The organism is Campylobacter sp. 2014D-0258, from assembly GCF_008000495.1.
GTDB lineage: Bacteria > Campylobacterota > Campylobacteria > Campylobacterales > Campylobacteraceae > Campylobacter_D > Campylobacter_D jejuni.
In genome coordinates, this window is record NZ_VOAR01000029.1 from 104,275 (window position 1) to 121,719 (window position 17,445).

21 protein-coding genes are annotated in these 17,445 nt (G+C 29.5%); 11 read left to right on the plus strand and 10 right to left on the minus strand.

The features are described 5' to 3' along the window. Positions 1-89: 89 nt before the first annotated feature. Complete coding sequence (cmeR, locus tag SR62_RS08230) at positions 90-722, minus strand: multidrug efflux system transcriptional regulator CmeR (protein ID WP_002934928.1); 633 nt, start codon at positions 720-722, stop codon at positions 90-92. Beyond that, entirely contained in the window at positions 709-2,085 is a 1,377-nt protein-coding gene (ccoG, locus tag SR62_RS08235) for a cytochrome c oxidase accessory protein CcoG (protein ID WP_002858753.1), read from the minus strand. The genes cmeR and ccoG overlap by 14 nt, the downstream gene beginning before the upstream one ends. Before the next feature lie 159 nt (positions 2,086-2,244). On the opposite strand from ccoG, the gene rpsU reads away from it, so the two are divergent. From rpsU to SR62_RS08280, 8 genes are all read left to right on the plus strand, one after another. Then, complete coding sequence (rpsU, locus tag SR62_RS08240; RefSeq protein WP_002780697.1) at positions 2,245-2,457, plus strand: 30S ribosomal protein S21; 213 nt, start codon at positions 2,245-2,247, stop codon at positions 2,455-2,457. 119 nt (positions 2,458-2,576) lie between these two features. Then, on the plus strand, positions 2,577-3,182 hold the full coding sequence (locus tag SR62_RS08250) for a UPF0323 family lipoprotein (RefSeq protein WP_002934929.1): 606 nt from the start codon (positions 2,577-2,579) through the stop codon (positions 3,180-3,182). 9 nt (positions 3,183-3,191) lie between these two features. Beyond that, on the plus strand, positions 3,192-4,361 hold the full coding sequence (locus SR62_RS08255; RefSeq protein ID WP_002868684.1) for a glutathionylspermidine synthase family protein: 1,170 nt from the start codon (positions 3,192-3,194) through the stop codon (positions 4,359-4,361). A 3-nt stretch (positions 4,362-4,364) separates the two neighbouring features. Continuing rightward, entirely contained in the window at positions 4,365-5,300 is a 936-nt protein-coding gene (locus SR62_RS08260; protein WP_147502353.1) for a D-2-hydroxyacid dehydrogenase, read from the plus strand. After that, complete coding sequence (locus SR62_RS08265) at positions 5,290-5,781, plus strand: YajQ family cyclic di-GMP-binding protein (RefSeq protein WP_002854188.1); 492 nt, start codon at positions 5,290-5,292, stop codon at positions 5,779-5,781. Before SR62_RS08260 ends, SR62_RS08265 begins: the two co-directional genes overlap by 11 nt. Before the next feature lie 8 nt (positions 5,782-5,789). Then, the gene (locus SR62_RS08270) at positions 5,790-6,266 is read left to right on the plus strand and encodes a hypothetical protein (protein WP_002854442.1); all 477 of its coding nucleotides are present in this window, start codon (positions 5,790-5,792) and stop codon (positions 6,264-6,266) included. A gap of 10 nt (positions 6,267-6,276) precedes the next feature. Then, complete coding sequence (locus SR62_RS08275) at positions 6,277-7,101, plus strand: hypothetical protein (RefSeq protein WP_002933966.1); 825 nt, start codon at positions 6,277-6,279, stop codon at positions 7,099-7,101. Beyond that, positions 7,101-8,813: an AAA family ATPase gene (locus SR62_RS08280; protein ID WP_002892808.1), complete on the plus strand. Its 1,713-nt coding sequence runs from the start codon at positions 7,101-7,103 to the stop codon at positions 8,811-8,813. Before SR62_RS08275 ends, SR62_RS08280 begins: the two co-directional genes overlap by 1 nt. On the opposite strand, the gene SR62_RS08285 is transcribed toward SR62_RS08280, so the two are convergent. From SR62_RS08285 to SR62_RS08320, 8 genes are read right to left on the minus strand one after another with little or no spacing between them, the layout of a single operon-like run. Beyond that, the gene (locus tag SR62_RS08285; RefSeq protein ID WP_002857273.1) at positions 8,778-9,350 is read right to left on the minus strand and encodes a sulfite oxidase heme-binding subunit YedZ; all 573 of its coding nucleotides are present in this window, start codon (positions 9,348-9,350) and stop codon (positions 8,778-8,780) included. The genes SR62_RS08280 and SR62_RS08285 overlap by 36 nt on opposite strands. Next, a complete protein-coding gene (gene msrP / locus SR62_RS08290) occupies positions 9,350-10,243 on the minus strand; it encodes a protein-methionine-sulfoxide reductase catalytic subunit MsrP (protein ID WP_002858649.1) in 894 nt (297 codons plus the stop codon). The genes SR62_RS08285 and msrP overlap by 1 nt, the downstream gene beginning before the upstream one ends. 55 nt (positions 10,244-10,298) lie before the next feature. Further along, on the minus strand, positions 10,299-11,084 hold the full coding sequence (locus tag SR62_RS08295) for a hypothetical protein (protein WP_002824766.1): 786 nt from the start codon (positions 11,082-11,084) through the stop codon (positions 10,299-10,301). Further along, on the minus strand, positions 11,081-11,920 hold the full coding sequence (gene pyrF, locus SR62_RS08300; protein ID WP_002869748.1) for an orotidine-5'-phosphate decarboxylase: 840 nt from the start codon (positions 11,918-11,920) through the stop codon (positions 11,081-11,083). Before pyrF ends, SR62_RS08295 begins: the two co-directional genes overlap by 4 nt. Then, positions 11,917-12,315, minus strand: coding sequence for a transcription antitermination factor NusB (gene nusB, locus SR62_RS08305; protein WP_002824771.1), 399 nt, complete (start codon positions 12,313-12,315; stop codon positions 11,917-11,919). The genes pyrF and nusB overlap by 4 nt, the downstream gene beginning before the upstream one ends. Then, the gene (ribE, locus tag SR62_RS08310) at positions 12,315-12,779 is read right to left on the minus strand and encodes a 6,7-dimethyl-8-ribityllumazine synthase (RefSeq protein ID WP_002854278.1); all 465 of its coding nucleotides are present in this window, start codon (positions 12,777-12,779) and stop codon (positions 12,315-12,317) included. The genes nusB and ribE overlap by 1 nt, the downstream gene beginning before the upstream one ends. Then, positions 12,776-13,591 (minus strand): 3-deoxy-8-phosphooctulonate synthase, encoded by an 816-nt coding sequence (gene kdsA / locus SR62_RS08315; RefSeq protein ID WP_002858652.1) that lies wholly within the window; start codon positions 13,589-13,591, stop codon positions 12,776-12,778. The genes ribE and kdsA overlap by 4 nt, the downstream gene beginning before the upstream one ends. After that, entirely contained in the window at positions 13,588-14,520 is a 933-nt protein-coding gene (locus SR62_RS08320) for a DMT family transporter (RefSeq protein ID WP_002865582.1), read from the minus strand. Before SR62_RS08320 ends, kdsA begins: the two co-directional genes overlap by 4 nt. Positions 14,521-14,621: 101 nt before the next feature. Between SR62_RS08320 and der the strand changes: the two genes are divergently transcribed. From der to trpS, 3 genes are read left to right on the plus strand one after another with little or no spacing between them, the layout of a single operon-like run. Next, positions 14,622-16,004 carry a ribosome biogenesis GTPase Der gene (der, locus tag SR62_RS08325; RefSeq protein ID WP_002892807.1) on the plus strand — a complete coding sequence of 461 codons (1,383 nt, stop codon included), beginning with the start codon at positions 14,622-14,624 and terminating at the stop codon, positions 16,002-16,004. Next, the gene (locus SR62_RS08330; protein ID WP_002860280.1) at positions 15,991-16,488 is read left to right on the plus strand and encodes a shikimate kinase; all 498 of its coding nucleotides are present in this window, start codon (positions 15,991-15,993) and stop codon (positions 16,486-16,488) included. Before der ends, SR62_RS08330 begins: the two co-directional genes overlap by 14 nt. Beyond that, a complete protein-coding gene (gene trpS, locus SR62_RS08335; protein ID WP_002858719.1) occupies positions 16,485-17,444 on the plus strand; it encodes a tryptophan--tRNA ligase in 960 nt (319 codons plus the stop codon). The genes SR62_RS08330 and trpS overlap by 4 nt, the downstream gene beginning before the upstream one ends. Position 17,445: the final 1 nt, after the last annotated feature.

Sequence of the window (17,445 nt, forward strand, 5' to 3'; positions counted from 1 at the left end):
TTTGCCTTGAAAAATTAAATTAAAAATTGTAATTTTATTACAAAAATTTTTGGCTAATTATATCTTAATTTTGGTTAATAAAATTATTTTTAAGCTTTGGATCCATTGATCCCATTTAGAAAAACGTTTACAACAAATTCAACATGTTCTTTTTGTTCTTTTTTATTTTTTAAACGAGCATTAATTAAAACATTAAGATGATGATAAGGTTCTTTTAACATGGTGCAAAAAAGAACAGCAAGTTTTTCTGCATTTTTTTTCATATAAGAATTATTTTGTTGCTTGAAAAAATCCATAAGTATGTTATAGGAAAAATTTTGTTGATTGTTTTCTATCCAATTGGCAAGATGTCTATCTTTGTCATAAACTTGAGAATAGATAATTTTACCAAAAGCTACAGCTTCTGGTTGATTGAAAATTTCTATAAAAGCTAAACCAAAAGAAGTTAAAATTTCTTTTAAAGTGCCATTTTCAATTTCTTGTGTTTTGGAATAAATAAGATGAAAGTGTTTTTTACATATGTCATCTAAAATTTCAAAGAATAGCCCTTCTTTACTTTTAAAACCATCATAAATATTAGAATAAGATCCTCCAGATAATTTAATAATATCACTCAAACTTGTTTCTTGGTATCCTTTTGTTAAAAAAAGCTCTAAGGCCACTGCTTTGATTTTTTCTTGTCTGGCTAAAACTTTTTGTGATGGTATTCTATTTGAGTTCATTTTTATCCTTTATAAGAGTGCTTTTAGGGTATACAAATATACTTTTTCTAAAAACCGAAATTTTTTCATTATCCTTTGCGTAAGCTTTTATATGTAAAGGAAAGATTACGTCTTTTTTATCATTATTTGCTAAATTTTTTGTAGCCCTGATAACAACTATTTTTTTGACTTGTTCTCCTGCTTTTAATTTAAAAGGTTTGTTTGGTCTTATGATTTCAATTCCATCATTTATTCCTTCTAAATTTGCTGTAAAATAATATTCATGAGGTTTAGAATCTGTATTTTGAAACAAAAAGGTATAAGCATTTGAAATGACTAATTCACCTTTAACATTTGAAATATTATATAATTCACTACTACGATTGATATTTAAAAGCATGCTTTCTTTTTTGCTTCCCATGATGATTAAAGCCAGTAAAGCAATTAGAAGAACTATAAAATATGCTATCGTTCTAAATCTTAAATAATGAACCTTAGAACGCGTTTCAATAGCTTTTGCACTTGTCCAATTGATCAAACTTGGACGATTAAATTTGCTTTGAACCTTAGAGCAAGCATCGGCACATTCAAGACAATTAATACATTCAAGTTGCATTCCTTTGCGTATGTCAATATGAGTTGGACAGATGCTAACACAGGCTTCGCAACCTATGCATTCTCCCTCAGGCGGTTTTTTATGAAGTTTGGTGTGTCCATCATAGATCAAGCCCCCGCGTTTTTCATCGTAGATCACTTGCATTGTATCATGATCGAACATTACAGATTGTATTCTTGCATAAGGACAGACATAAACACAAAATTTTTCTTGTAAATAGGTAATATCCAAAGTAAAAAGTAAGCTAGCACAAAATAAAATTCCAAGTAAAAGTAGATGCTCGCCAGGATTTTGAATATAATTGAAAAAATCTTCAGGAGGAATAAAGTACCAAAGTAAATTACTAACAGCAACTAAAGATATAAAATAAAAAATTATCACTCCAAGAAATTTTTTAAAATATTGCCTCTCATATTCTTTTTGTTTGTTATTGATATTTTTGCGAATTTTAAGAAATTTAGTTTGTATGATATCTCTATATATAACTCTAAAAATCGTTTGTGGACAACTCCAAGCACACCAAATTCTTCCACCTAAAGTTGTAATAAAAAAAATAAATAAAAAAAGAAATATAAGAACAAAAGGCATGAGATAAAATTCTTGTGTTGAAAAAGAAATAAAAAATAGGTTTAATTTAGAATGATCAAAACTTAAAAGAAAAAAATGATTCTCATTAATTCTTATGAAAGGTAGGGAAAATATGATAATACTTGCAATTAAATATACAAAATATCGTTTTTTTGTATAGTTTGTAATGTGTCCTTGCATTTTTAGACCTTAATTATAATTTTTTAGCACTTTGTAATTAAGGATTATAACCGATAAAAACTAAAACAATTTTTAAATGCTTTCTAAGTTAGAATTAATAAGAAGTGTTTTATAATTATATTTCACAACAAAAATTTACACAGAAAGGTGGTGAGGACTGTGCCAGGAATCAAGGTGCATCCTAACGAGTCTTTTGATGAAGCGTATCGTAAATTCAAAAAACAAGTAGATAGAAATCTAGTTGTGACTGAAGTAAGAGCAAGAAGATTTTTTGAGCCTATGACTGAAATTCGCAAAAAACAAAAAATTTCAGCACGCAAAAAAATGCTTAAAAGACTTTATATGCTTAGACGCTACGAGTCAAGACTCTAACCCAAAAGCCCGAAAGGGCTTTTTTATATCTACAAACTTCATTTGGTATTAAATTAAAAAGTATTTATTATTTTTTGTTAAAATTTCTAATTTAAATTTTCTGTTTTTAGGATAAACTTATGAAAAAAATCAAAAAAATCATTCAAATTGGTATGATAGGTGGTTTAGCAGCTGTTGCTGGAGGTGCTTTAGCAGGTTGTGGAAGTAATAATGACAATGCAGATACTTTAAATCAAGCAGCTAATGCTCAAGGAGCTTTTGTAATTATCGAAGAAACAGCTCCAGGGCAGTATAAAATCAAAGATCAATATCCAAGTGATGAAACAAGGGTAGTTTTAAAAGATCTTAATGGTACAGAAAGAATTTTATCCAAAGAAGAAATGGATACTTTGATTAAAGAAGAAGCAGCTAAAATTGATAATGGAACTTCAAATTTAACTAAAGACAATGGACAAATCAGTAGTGGGGGATTGAGTTTAGGGGAAACTTTACTCGCAAGTGCTGCAGGTGCTATTTTAGGAAGTTGGATAGGTTCAAAACTTTTCAATAATCAAAATTTTGCCAACCAACAACGCGGTGCTTTTTCAAATCAAAGTGCTTATCAAAGGAGTGTTAATAGTTTTAATAAAGCAGGCACAACAAGCTCTGCTTCAAGTGCTAAAAAATCAGGCTTTTTTGGCGGAGGCTCTAAAGCCACAAGTTCTAGTTCTTCTTTTGGTTCTTAAGGATAAATAATGCAATTACTACAAGTAGATAAACTTCAAAAAGATTATTTAGAAAATATAGGTTTTTCTTGGCATACAGATGAAGATGGAAGTGATTATATTAGCAATAAGTTAGTTTGTGTTAAGGAAAGTGAAGCTAATGCTTATTATGAAGCGGTAAATGAGCTTTATGATATGTTTATTGCTGCAGCGCAAGAAGTGATTGATAATGATCGTTTTGATGAGCTTGGAATTCCTTTTAATCTTATTGATGCAATTAAGATGAGTTGGGAAAATGAGGTTCATTGGCATTTATATGGGCGTTTTGATTTAGCGGGTGGACTTGATGGCAAGCCTATAAAACTTATAGAATTTAATGCTGATACCCCTACTGCTCTTTTTGAAAGTGCGATTTTACAATGGGCACTTTTAAAACAAAATGGAATGGATGAAAGCGCACAATTTAATAGCATTTATGAAAGTTTGATGGATAATTTTAAAAGACTTATTACCCTTGATGAAAGTGTTGAAGGGTTTGAAGAGCATTATCAAGGATGGAAAATTCTTTTTTCAAGTGTTGCAGGAAGTAAAGAAGAAGAAATCACTACAAAATTGCTTGCACATATAGCCAATGAAGCAGGTTTTCAAACTAATTTTTCCTTTGTGGATGAGGTGGAATTTAGCGAAGAGGGTATTTTTAAAGAGGGCGAAAATTATGAGTATTGGTTTAAGCTTATTCCTTGGGAAGATATAGCCATAGAAGAGGGTGAACTTGCCATGCTTTTAACTCAAATCATGCGTAATCAAAGAGCAATTATTTTAAATCCTGCTTATACGCTTTTATTTCAATCTAAGGGAATTTTAAAAATTCTATGGGAACTTTATCCAAATCATCCATTACTTTTAGAAACAAAAGATACTCCTTTGGAAGGTAAAAACTATGTTAAAAAACCTGTTTTTGGTAGAGAAGGTGCAAATATCAGTATAATTAAAGATGGAAAAACTTTGCATGAGAATGTAGGTCCTTATGGGAATAATAAGGCTATTTATCAAGAATATGTAGAGTTTAATTCATGTGAAAACGAATACTATCAAGCAGGTGTTTTCTTTGCTTATGAAGGGTGTGGCTTAGGATTTAGAAAAGGAGGACTTGTGCTTGATAATTATTCTAAATTTGTAGGACATATTATAAAGGATTGAAAAATGAAAATTGTTTGTTTAGATGCGGCAACTTTAGGGGGTTATGATTTAAGTGTTTTTGAAAAATTTGGTTCTTTGCAAATTTATACCACAACAAATAAAGAGCAAACCATAGAGCGTTTAAAAGATGCTAATGTCGCCATGACAAACAAGGTTGTAATTGATAAAGATGTGATTGATGCTTGTAAAAATTTAAAACTCATTTTGGAAACTGCTACAGGGGTTAATAATATCGATATTGAGTATGCTAAAGAAAAAGGTATTATTGTAAAAAATGCTGCTGGGTATTCTACTATGAGTGTGGTGCAACATACTTTTGCGTTTATGTTTGCTTTTTTAAATCAAGTGCTTTATTATGACAAATGGAGCAAAGAGGGTAAATGGTGTGAAAGTCCTATTTTTACAGATTATAGTAGAAATTTAAACACCTTAAGTGGTAAAAAACATGGTATTATAGGTTTAGGAACCATAGGTAAAGAAGTGGCAAAAATTTCAAAGGCTTTTGGAGCCGAAATTTATTATTATTCTACGAGTGGAGCTAATAAAAACGCAGATTTTGTACATTTGGAATTAAAAGATTTATTAAAAACTTGCGATATTGTAAGTATCCACGCACCTTTAAATGAAAAAACCAAAAATTTACTCGCCTTTGAAGAATTAAAGCTTTTAAAAGATAATGCGATTTTGATTAATGTAGGAAGAGGTGGGATTGTCAATGAAAATGATTTAGCTAAAATCATAGATGAAAAAAATATTCGTGTAGGGCTTGATGTTTTAGAAATTGAACCTATGATGAAAAATCATCCACTTTTAAGCATTAAAAATAAAGAAAATCTTATTATCACTCCTCATGTTGCGTGGGCGAGCAAGGAGGCTTTAAATGCTTTAATGGATATAGTTTATAATAATTTAAAAGAATGGATAGAAAATGGCAAGTGAACATAGTTTTGATATTTCAGCAGCTTTAGATAAACAAGAGTTAAAAAATGCTTTTGAACAAGCTAAAAAAGAACTTGATAGTCGTTATGACTTAAAAGGAATTAAGTGTGAGATTGATTTAAGCGAAAAAGAGAGTATTTTTAAACTCAGTTCTTCTAGTGAAGGAAAGCTTGATGTTTTAAAAGATATAGTGATTTCTAAACTTATCAAAAGAGGAATTAATCCTAATGCTATTAAAGAGCTTTCTCGTGAAAGTGGAGCAATGTTTCGTTTAAATTTGAAAGCAAACGATGCTATTGATAGTGAAAATGCCAAAAAAATCAATAAAGCTATCAAAGATAGCAAACTTAAAGTTAATTCTTCGATTCGTGGTGAAGAAATTCGTGTTGTAGCAAAACAAATTGATGATTTACAAGCTGTGATGAAGCTTGTAAAAGAGCTTGATTTAGAGTTAAATATCAGTTTTAAAAATCTTAAATAAGGTCAAATTTGAAGCATTGTTTAGCCCTGTGTTTTATTTTTTTTCTTTGTGCTTGTAGTGTGAAAAATCAAAATTTTTCGAGTCAAAGCTTGATGGTTTTGATTGCTTCTCCTATGATAAAAATCAATGACGCAGCTTTTTTAAAAAAAGAAAATAATGCTTTAAATTTAGAAGTTTATAAACTAGGGCAAGCTTTTTTTGAACTCAAAATCAAAGATAAAATTTGTATCAATGCAGTGTGTTATGATAAAAAAGTGTTTAATCAAAAATTTTTTAAAAATGTATATTATGATGATATTTTAAGTGATATTTTAAAGGCAAATGCTTTATGGCAGGGTAAAAATTTAGAAAAAACTGATTGTGGTTTTGAACAAAATTTAAAAGCAAAAAATTATGAAATTTTTTATCAAGTTTGTGATAATAAAGTAAGTTTTTTTGATAAAATTTCACATACTAAAATTATCTTAACGCATATTCAAAATTGAAGGATAGAGTTTGAAATTTTTTTTACTGGTATTTTGCTTTGTAAATCTAGCTTTAGCGCAAGTTTATAAAGGTGAATTGTATTTTTATCATTTGCAGGATAAAGAAATTTTTGCCATAGTTTATGATAATGCGCCTATGACTCCACTTTTTGACAGGGATAAAAATCAAACAAGTTCTAGTTTTTTAATTATTGATGATATAAATGGAAATTTAGAGATTCCGCTCGTTAAGACAAATGATTTTTGGCAGGATGAGCGTAAAAAATATAAAATCAATTCTTCTAAAATGCTTACATATGATAATAAAAATTTTCAAGGAGAAAATTTAGGAACAACTACTTTAGAACTTGTCGAAACGCAAGATGGCATTCGTATAAAGCGTAGTCTTGATTTTATAGGTTTTAATGATGATTTTAAAGAATTTCATCCTGTTCATAAGGGTGTATTTAGCTTTGAGCAAATTCGCCAAAAGCCTATTTTTTTACAAGATGGAAAAATTAGTTTTGAAGAATGGTATTATTTTTATGAAGATGGTATGAGTCGTGCTATTTTAGAGTTAAATAATTTTGTTTATGATATTAATGCTCACGCATTTGTAAAACTAAATGATTTGTATAATACTGAAAATCAAAAATTTCAAAATCTTTTACATGAGAAGCTTAAAAATACATGTGATGAGTGTTTTGAAGATCTGCAAAATTTACAATTTAATAATAATTTTTTGCTTAATAATGGAAAACTAAAAATTTGTTATCTACCTTTTGAAGGTCATTTTTTAGATGAAAATATTTGCGTAGAATTTAATGAAGATGAGCTTAAGGAATTTAAAAAATAATGGAAAAATTAAAAAATTTTTTAAGTTTGAAAAATATAGAAGATACTCAAATTTATAAAGAGCTTAAGTGTGCTAAAAATGAAGCTTTGATTCTTAGAGAGCTTTGTAGAAATTATGTCGTTTCTATTTCTTCTATCAATGCCTTTACTTTATTATCGACAATTTTTGGAAATGATAAGTATCTTTATCTTGATGCTTTGGAGGATTTAAAAAAACTTATCGAAAGAGGTTTTGTAAATCAAAATTCGAGTTTTTTTAAAAGTTTAGAAAATAATAAAACTCAAACATTAACTCTTGCCTTATTGCAAAGTGAGCTTAGTCTAAGTGAATATTTTTTAGAATTTTTAGAAGCAAAACCTCATTTAAATTTTGAGAAACAAGAGGCTTATGCAGATTATTTAGAATATTTAAAAGATGAATTTGCGCGTATTCAATTATACGAAAGATTAAGTTTTATACAAAAAAGTGCTTATAATAGTGAAATAAAAAATCAAATTAAACTTTATGAAAAACATATCAAAGAAAGACTAAAAAAAAGTAAATTTTATAATGTATTGGCTGATATTTTTAAAGAATACAATCTTGAGCATAAAGAACAAATTATTTTTCTAGCACTTTTAAAAGAAGAATACGCCTTAAGTAATGAAAGTTCGATTTCTAGAGAAATGAATTCTTTACTTTCTTTAATCAGTGAAAATGATTTAGAAAGGCATAAAAACAAAAAACTATTACAAGAAAATGCTCCTCTTTTAAACTTAATCGAGTATGATGAATATTTAAATGCTTTTGGAGATATTTCTAAAAGTTTTTTTATTATTGATGAAATTTTACAAAGAATTATAAATTTTGAACCAAAACAAAGTAAAAAAATCAAAATTGAAAGTGTTTTAAAAGATCAAGATATTTTCGAGCTTATAGAACCAAGCACTGACATCAATGATATTATTATGCCTGAAAATACAAAAGAGCTTTTAGAAAATATTTTAAAACAACAAGATAAAAAAGTCCTAGAAAGACTTCATTCTTGGGGTATAAAGAGTAATAAAAATATAGAAGCTAAAATTATTTTTTATGGTCCTGCTGGTACTGGAAAAACTATGTCAGCTTTAGCTATGGCTAAATCAATGAAAAAATCTGTTCTTAGTTTTGACTGTTCTAAAATTTTGAGCAAATGGGTTGGAGAGAGTGAGCAAAATGTAAGAAAAATTTTTGATACTTATAAAAATATCGTGCAAACTTGTAAACAAAGTCCTATTTTACTTCTCAATGAAGCCGATCAGTTTTTAAGTACGCGTGTAGATGGAAGTAGTGGTAGCGATAAAATGCATAATCAAATGCAAAATATATTCTTAGAGCAAATTGAGCGTTTTAGTGGTGTGATTATCGCTACGACAAATTTTTTAGAAAGCTTAGATAGTGCATTTTCAAGAAGATTTGATTATAAGATAGAATTTAAAAAACCTGATTTTAAAGATAGGCTTAAAATTTGGGAAAAGTTTCTACCTAAAAAAGCATTATTTGAAAAAGATTTTGATATAAATATTTTATCAAATTATGAATTAAGTGGAGCACAAATTTTAATGGTGGTGAAGAATACGGCTTTGAAAGTAGCTGTATCAAAAGATGGGGTTTTTAAAATGCAAGATTTTATAGAAAGCATACAAAAAGAATTAAATTCAAGTTTTGATAAAAGTAAGATTGTTGGATTTTAACTTTTTTAATGTTTTTGTATAGCGAACTATAAAATAAAACAAAGCTATAATTAAAGCACTCCATTCCCAAAACATAGGAATTTTTGGGGTTAAAAAATAATGATAACTTGCCAAAACTAAGCATAAATATCCTAATTTTCTGATTTTACTAAGTTTTTTAAAGATTTTAAAAGAACTTAAAAGCATTAAAAATATGATTAAAAATGCGATAAATCCACTTGCTTCTAATAAACGATGTGAAATATCATCAAAAAGCCTTAAAATTTGAGCATTTCTATCAAAAATAAAATAATTTAAAAAGTGCAAAATCGCCCAAAAAGCTGCAAAAATACCTAAAATTTTAGGATAATTTTTTGTTTTTTTAAATTTAAGTAAAGAAAATAAAAGACTTAAATTTAAAAAGATTAAAGCAAATATTCCAGTGTAAATGTAGGCTTCTTTTACAAAATCAAAGGCTTTTATGATATGATAAAAGCCATAGATTAAACTTATAATAAAGCTAAAATAAGCAAGAAATTTAAAGTATTTTGTCTGCATTAAAAATTCACTTTTAAGTCCATGTTTTTATATAAACTTGCCACTTCTTTTTCATAACCATTAAACATTAAAGTAGGCTTGGTAAAGAAGTCTCCTAAAGCCCTTTCGTTAGCTTGAGACCATCTAGGATGAGAAACATTAGGATTGACATTAGCATAAAAACCATATTCACTTGGAGCGTAACTTTCCCAAGTGGATTTAGGCTGTTCTTTGGTAAATTCTATTTTAACTATAGATTTAATACTTTTAAAGCCATATTTCCAAGGAACAACAAGGCGTATTGGAGCACCATTTTGAGGCTTTAAGGCTTTTTTATACATTCCTACTGCAAGCAAGGTAAGAGGATGCATAGCTTCATCCATGCGAAGTCCTTCTACATAAGGATAGTCTATAGTTGGAAATAAAGCGTCTTGATCGGGAAATTGACTCTTATCTAAAAGAGTGGTGAATTTAACAAATTTTGCCTCGCTTGTAGGTTTTGCCATTTCAATCAAACGACGCAATTCAAAGCCTACCCAAGGTACCACCATAGACCAAGTTTCAACACAGCGAAAACGATAAATTCTTTCTTCTAGTGGAAATTTTAAAATATCTTCCATGCTTAAAGTTAAAGGTTTTTCTATTTCTCCACTGATATCGATTTTCCAATTTTGAGTATTGAAATTTTGTGCCAATGATACAGCCTTTCTTTTATCTGTTGAAAATTCATAAAAATTGACATAATTTGTAGCTAGTTCTTCATCGCTGATTTCAAGTTTGTTTGGATTAGTATCGCTTGTGAAATTTAAAGCAGATAGTTTAGAAGCAAGCACGCTTGAACTTATTAAAGCACCCGCTCCAAGTTTTAAAAAATTTCTCCTTTGTTTATAAAGTTTTTCAGGTGTTATAAGCATAATTTTTCCTTATTAAAAATTTTTATTATTAAACTATAACAATGTTAATACAGGATTAATTTTGTGTGATTTTTTCAAGTTCTATATTGTAGAATATTTCTTCGCAAAATTCTTTATAATGATTAAGTAGTTTAATTTTTGAAGTTTCTTGCATTAGAATTTTAAATTCTAATTTTTTTAATTTTCTAAGTTCATCCTTGAGCTCTTTATCTTTTGAAAACAATAAAAAATATTCTTTAAAGATGAGCTCATAAATTTCAAAAGTTCCATCGACAAGATAATTAATCGCTTTATCAAGATGCCGATTAGAGTCTTTAAAATTTAAAGGATTTAAAACCATGAAACAAAGATGAATCATGGCGAAGTGAAAATATTTAAGATGTTTTTCGGGTAAGGTGAACAAATCGCTTTTTTGAAAATTTTGAAGATTGTTAAAGTCAGAATTCAAGAAATGATAGCCAAAACAGTCATTGATATTTGAAATCAAATTTTTAATTTTTTGTTCTCCATCAAGTTTTTTTCTAAAGGCTACAAAATAAGCGAGAGCCTTGTAAAATATTTGAAAAAATTCAATATGTTTATTTTCTCTTAGACAAATAAGACTTAAATCTTTTGGAGAAGTGGAGTGCTCTTGCATATAATTATAAACTTTCAGGGAAATTTTATTTCTTACCTCAAGCAAGTAGCTCAAGTCTTTTTGTTTTAAAATTTGATAATAAAAAAATATAAAATCTTTAATTAAACCTTTATGATCTTTTTCAAATAATGAAATTTGAAAATCCACGCTAAGAAACTGATTGTAAAGATTAAAGTAATCGCATTCTAATTGTTGATAATTCAATATTTTATCCCACACTTAGCATAAAATTCTTTTAAAGCATGTTCTTTATCAGGCTGAGTTTTAATCCATTCTTCAAAGTGATTACACATATCCCATTCTTTTTGCTGAATTACTTCATAATTTTGCTCTATATCGTTTTCGCTTATATTTTTTCTGTGTATTTTGTTTAAAATTTTTTCACATACAGCCCTAGGATTTTCATTTTTATATATAGGCCTTCCCACAACGATATAATCACTCAAATTTTCTCTAGCCATTGCAAGATTAGCAACACGTTTTTGATCATCATTTGTTTCTCCAAAAGGACGAATTCCAGGAGTAAGGGTTAAGAAATTTGAACTTGTGTGCTCTTTAATTTTTTTGCTTTCAAAAACAGAGCATACCATACCATCAAGTCCATTTTCATAGGATATTTTTGAAAAATTAATTACAGCTTCTTCAATTTTTTGTCTATAAATACTAAAGAAATTTTCTTCATCAAAACTCGTAAGAGCAGAAACTGCTAAAACTAAAGGTCTTTTTGAAAATTTGCTAAGCCGTGTCATAACTTCTTGTATGGCTATTTTTCCAGCACTTGCGTGGATATTGATCATATCAACACCAAGTTTTGATACTTCTTCGCAAGCATCTGCCATAGTGTTGGGAATATCATGAAATTTAAGATCAAGAAATATTTTAAAATCATCAACTTTTTTAAGTTCTTCTATGAATTTAAAACCATCTCTTAAATATGCTCTTAAACCTACTTTTAACCATATGTCTAAATTTTTTAATTCTTTGGCAAGTTGTAAGCATTCTTCTTTTGTAGAAAGATCAAGTGCGACACAAAGCTTCATTTTTTAGCCTTTATTAAGGCATCTAAAACTCCATTTATAAATTTTGGAGAATTGTCATTAGCAAGTTCTTTAGCAAGTTCTATAGCCTCATTGATGACAATGGCGCTAGGAGTATCGGTAAAAAGTAACTCATAAGCTCCAAGTCTTAGTATAGCTCTTTCTACATGTCCTAAAGCTGTAATTTGATTATCATTTAGAAATGAATTTAAGGTTTCATCAATATTGTTTAAATTATCTAAAATTCCATTATATAAATTTAAAGTAAAATTTTTTTGTTCATTGCGTATTTTTTTTTCATCTAAAATTTCATCTACAAAAACGTTGTTTTGAGAATTTAATTCAAAAGCATAAAGTAAGGAGATGACGCTTTGGCGAACTTGATGACGCGTTGCCATTAAAGCTCCTTGCTTAAATTTAACATCTCGATTACAGTTGTCATAGCTTCAAAGCCTTTATTGCCTGCTTTGCTTCCAGCTCTTTCTATGGCTTGTTCTATTGTATCTGTAGTTAAAACACCAAAGCTTACAGGGATATTATGATTTAAACTCACATTGGCTATGCCTTTGGTGGTTTCTGCTGAAACATAGTCAAAATGCGGAGTTGAGCCACGAATTACTGCGCCTACGCAACAAATTGCATCAAATTTTTTGCTTTCTATAGCTTTTTTTAACGCATACGGAAGTTCAAAAGCACCAGGAACAAGTATAAGGCTTAGATTTTCCTCTTTGCCCCCGTGTCTTAAAAAAGCATCTTTTGCTCCTTCTACAAGGCGATCTGTGATGATATGATTAAATCTTGCATTAATGATAGCAATTTTTGTATTTGAGTCTAAATTTAATTTTCCTTCAATAATATTCATTTGTTTTCCTTTATGATATTTTGTATTTCTAGTAATGTATTAACGCAATTTTTAAGGCGTGTAAGATTAAGCATATTAGGTCCATCGCATAAAGCCTCGCAAGGATTAATATGTGTTTCAAAGAAAAAGCCATCTATGCCTACGGCTGCTGCCGCTCTTGCTAAAGGTTCTACAAATTCGCTTTTCCCTCCGCTACTTCCACCTGCAGCCCCTGGCATTTGTACGCTATGGGTAGCATCAAAAATAACTGGAGCAAATTCACGCATGATAACTAAAGAACGCATATCTACTACTAAATTTCCATAGCCAAAGCTAGCCCCTCTTTCAGCTACAAAAACACCATTTCTTTGAGCAGCTTCATAGCCTTCATCTTCTATACCACGGGTTTGTAGAACTTTTTTAACGCTGTATTTGATATCGCTTGGGTTTAAAAATTGTCCTTTTTTGATATTAATTTTTGCCTTAGTTTTTGCTGCGGCTACAAGTAAATCGGTTTGACGACATAAAAAAGCAGGAATTTGCAAGACATCAGCTACTTCACTTACAGGGTTTGCTTGATTGCTTTCGTGTATATCGGTTAAGATTTTCATACCAAATTCATCTTTTACGCTTTGTAAAATTTTTAATCCTTCTTCAAGACCAGGACCTCGAAAAGAATTAATACTTGTGCGATTGGCCTTATCAAAACTTGATTTGAAATAAAATTCTATATTTGGATTTTCATTAAAATTTTTTAACTGTTCAGCAACTTTAAAAATCAAATCTTTGCTTTCTATCACGCAAGGACCAGCAATGAGTATCATTTTTTTCATTTTTTTCCTTTGTTCTTAACTAAAATTAATCCACCAAAAATAATGCCTATTATACCTAAAAAAACCATAGTACTTGGTAAATTATCTCCCAAAATTATCCCAACTATCATACTAAATACTACATCAAGATAACTAACTCCGGCAACCACTCCTGCTTGTTTAGCGATACCATAAGCTTTAGTGACATGAATTTGATAAATGGTGCCTAAAGTTCCCATAATGGCAATGATAAGCCAAGCTGTAAGACTTGGCATCACAAAAGGTGCTAGAATGAAATCTAAATGTAAAGAATCAAGATGCTGTGGTTCAAAAAATTCAGCACTGATCATAGAAATTAAAGGCATTAAGGTTCCTAAAAGGATAAAAGAAAAGGCAATTTGTTCTGTAGTGTAAGATTTTCTAAGTTCTCTTACACTTGTAAGAGCTAAAGCGGCTAAAAATCCACTCGTGATACCTATAACTGAATTTTTTAAATCAAAGCCTGAATGATTTAAATTATGAGCCCAAGGCTGAGCGATTAAAAGCACTCCACCAAATGCTATTAAAATTCCTATCCAGCCTTTGATGCCAATATTTTCTTTAAAAACAACAAAAGCTATTAAAGTAATAAAAATAGGAGCAGTTTTTTGAAAAGCAAAAGCTCCACCTAGTGTAATATTTGAAACATTATAGAAAAACATATATAGTGAAAGCGTGCCTACTACTCCACGAAATACCAAGAGCCAAAAATATCCCCCTTCTTTATGTGCCTTAGATCGTTTTAAAAGATAGACTATGAAAAAAATTCCTATGATATTTCTAAAAAACATAATTTCTATAGAACTCATTTCCTTGCTAAGAATTTTTGCACAAGCTCCCATAAGTGCAAAATCCAAACATGCTAAAATCATGAAATAAATTCCTAAATTATGCTTGATTACTTTTAGCATTTTTTTTCCTTGACTAAAATCTGGGTTAATTCTAGTCTTTTTTTGCTTAATATTAAGCCAAATTTTATATAATTTTAAAAATATAATTTTCTAGGAAAAAAATGCAAAGCATTATACTTATAGGTAAGCCAAATGTGGGAAAATCAAGCCTTTTTAATAGAATGGCAAGACAAAGAATAGCTATTACAAGTGATATTTCAGGCACAACTAGAGATACAAATAAAACGCAAATTCATATTCATTCAAAAAAAGCCATGCTTATTGATAGTGGAGGGCTTAATGAAAGTGATGAACTTTTTAAAAATGTGAAAAAAAACACTTTAAAAGTAGCTAAAGAAAGCGATATCATACTTTATCTAGTTGATGGGAAATTAGCGCCTGATGATGAGGATAGACAGTTTTTTTATTCTTTAAAAAAACTTGGAAAACCTATAGCCTTAGTGATTAATAAAGTAGATAATAAAAAAGATGAAGAAAGGGCTTGGGAGTTTGCAAATTTTGGCGTAAAGGAAATCTTTAATCTTTCAGTAACCCATAATGTAGGCTTAGATGAACTTTATGAATGGCTTGAAAAATTTTTACATGAAGAGTTTTTAATCCCCGATGAAGAAGAAAATTTAGAAGATTTTTTAGAGTATTATGAAGAAGGAAAAGAATTTCAATTTAAAGAAGTCGATCAAAATCATATCAGAGTGGGTATTGTAGGGCGTGTAAATGTTGGAAAATCAAGTCTTTTAAATGCTTTGGTTAAACAAGAACGCAGTGTTGTAAGTTCTATTGCAGGAACTACTATAGATCCTGTTAATGAAAGTGTAGTTCATAAAGATAAAGTGATAGAATTTGTTGATACTGCAGGTATTAGAAAAAGGGGTAAAATTCAAGGACTCGAACGCTTTGCCCTAAATCGCACGGAAAAAATTTTATCTCATTCTCAAATAGCACTTTTGGTTTTAGATGCGCATGAGGGCTTTAACGAGCTTGATGAACGCATTGCTGGGCTTGTGGCTAAGCATTATTTGGGTGTGATTATTGTTTTAAATAAATGGGATAAAAGTGAGATGGATTTTGATAAGACTGTAAAAGAATTGCGTGTTGATCGTTTTAAATTTCTAGCTTACGCACCCGTGATTAGCGTATCAGCTTTAAGTGGAAAAAGGGTGCATGTTTTACTCGATAAAATTTTGCAAATTTTTGAAAATTTCACTCAAAAAATCCAAACTTCTAAGCTTAATACCTTGATAGAAAATGCCACAAGAGCACATCCTTTGCCGCATGATTATGGGAAATTGGTTAAAATTTATTATGCAGTACAATATGACTTAGCACCGCCAAAAATTGCACTTATTATGAATCGTCCTAAGGCCTTGCATTTTAGCTATAAGCGTTATTTACAAAATCAAATCAGAAAAGAATTTAATTTTGAAGGTGTGCCTTTAGTGATTGCTTCGCGTAAAAAGGGCAGTAAAGAAAATGATGAAAGCTAAAAATATCGTTTTTATAGGATTTATGGGTTCTGGAAAAAGCACTTTAGCAAGAGCTTTAGCTAAGGATTTAGATCTTGTTTTTTTAGATAGTGATTTTTTAATAGAACAAAAATTTAATCAAAAAGTCAGTGAAATTTTTGAACAAAAAGGGGAAAATTTTTTTAGAGAACAAGAGCAAAAAATGGCTGATTTTTTTAGTTCTTGTGAGAAAGCTTGTATTGCTACAGGTGGGGGTTTTGTTAATGTTTCAAATTTAGAAAAAGCAGGTTTTTGTATTTATTTAAAAGCAGATTTTGAATATTTAAAAAAGCGTTTAGACAAAGATGAAATTTCTAAAAGACCTTTATTTTATGATGAAATTAAAGCAAAAAAATTATATAATGAGCGTTTAAGCAAGTATGAACAAAAGGCAAATTTTATTTTAAATATAGAAAATAAAAATATAGATGAGCTTTTAAGCGAGATTAAAAAGGTGATAAAATGAGAGTATTAACAGGCCTTCAGCCAAGTGGCGATTTGCATATAGGTAATTATTTTGGTGCGATTAAGCAAATGGTAGATGCACAAGAAAAAAGCCAAATGTTTATGTTTATTGCTAATTATCATGCCATGACTTCTTCTCAAGATGGAGAAAAACTTAAACAAAATTCCTTAAAAGCTGCTGCGGCTTTTTTAAGCCTTGGTATAGATCCTCAAAAAAGCGTTTTTTGGTTGCAAAGTGATGTTAAGGAAGTTATGGAGCTTTATTGGATTTTATCGCAATTTACTCCTATGGGTTTATTAGAGCGTGCACATAGTTACAAGGATAAAGTTGCTAAGGGACTTAGTGCTTCACATGGGCTTTTTTCTTATCCTGTTTTAATGGCGGCAGATATTTTACTTTTTGATACACGAATTGTCCCTGTAGGAAAAGATCAAATCCAGCATGTTGAAATCGCACGCGATATTGCTTTAAAAGTTAATAATGAATGGGGTGAAATTTTTACCCTTCCAGAAGCGAGAGTTAATGAAGAAGTAGCTGTGGTTGTGGGTACTGATGGAGCAAAAATGAGTAAATCTTATCAAAATACTATAGATATTTTTAGCAGTGAAAAAACCTTAAAAAAACAAATTTCTTCCATAGTTACAGATAGTACCGCTTTAGAAGATCCAAAAGATCATGAAAACTGCAATATTTTTAAAATCGCAAAGCTTTTTTTAGATGAATCAGGGCAAAAAGAATTACAAATACGCTATGAAAAAGGTGGTGAGGGTTATGGACATTTTAAAATATATTTAAACGAGCTTGTAAATGCTTATTTTAAAGAAGCAAGAGAAAAATATAATGAGCTTTTAGAAAAGCCTTCGCATTTGAAAGAAATTTTGGATTTTGGTGCGACAAAAGCAAGAAAAATCGCCCAAGAAAAAATGCAAAAAATTTATGAAAAAATCGGACTTTAAG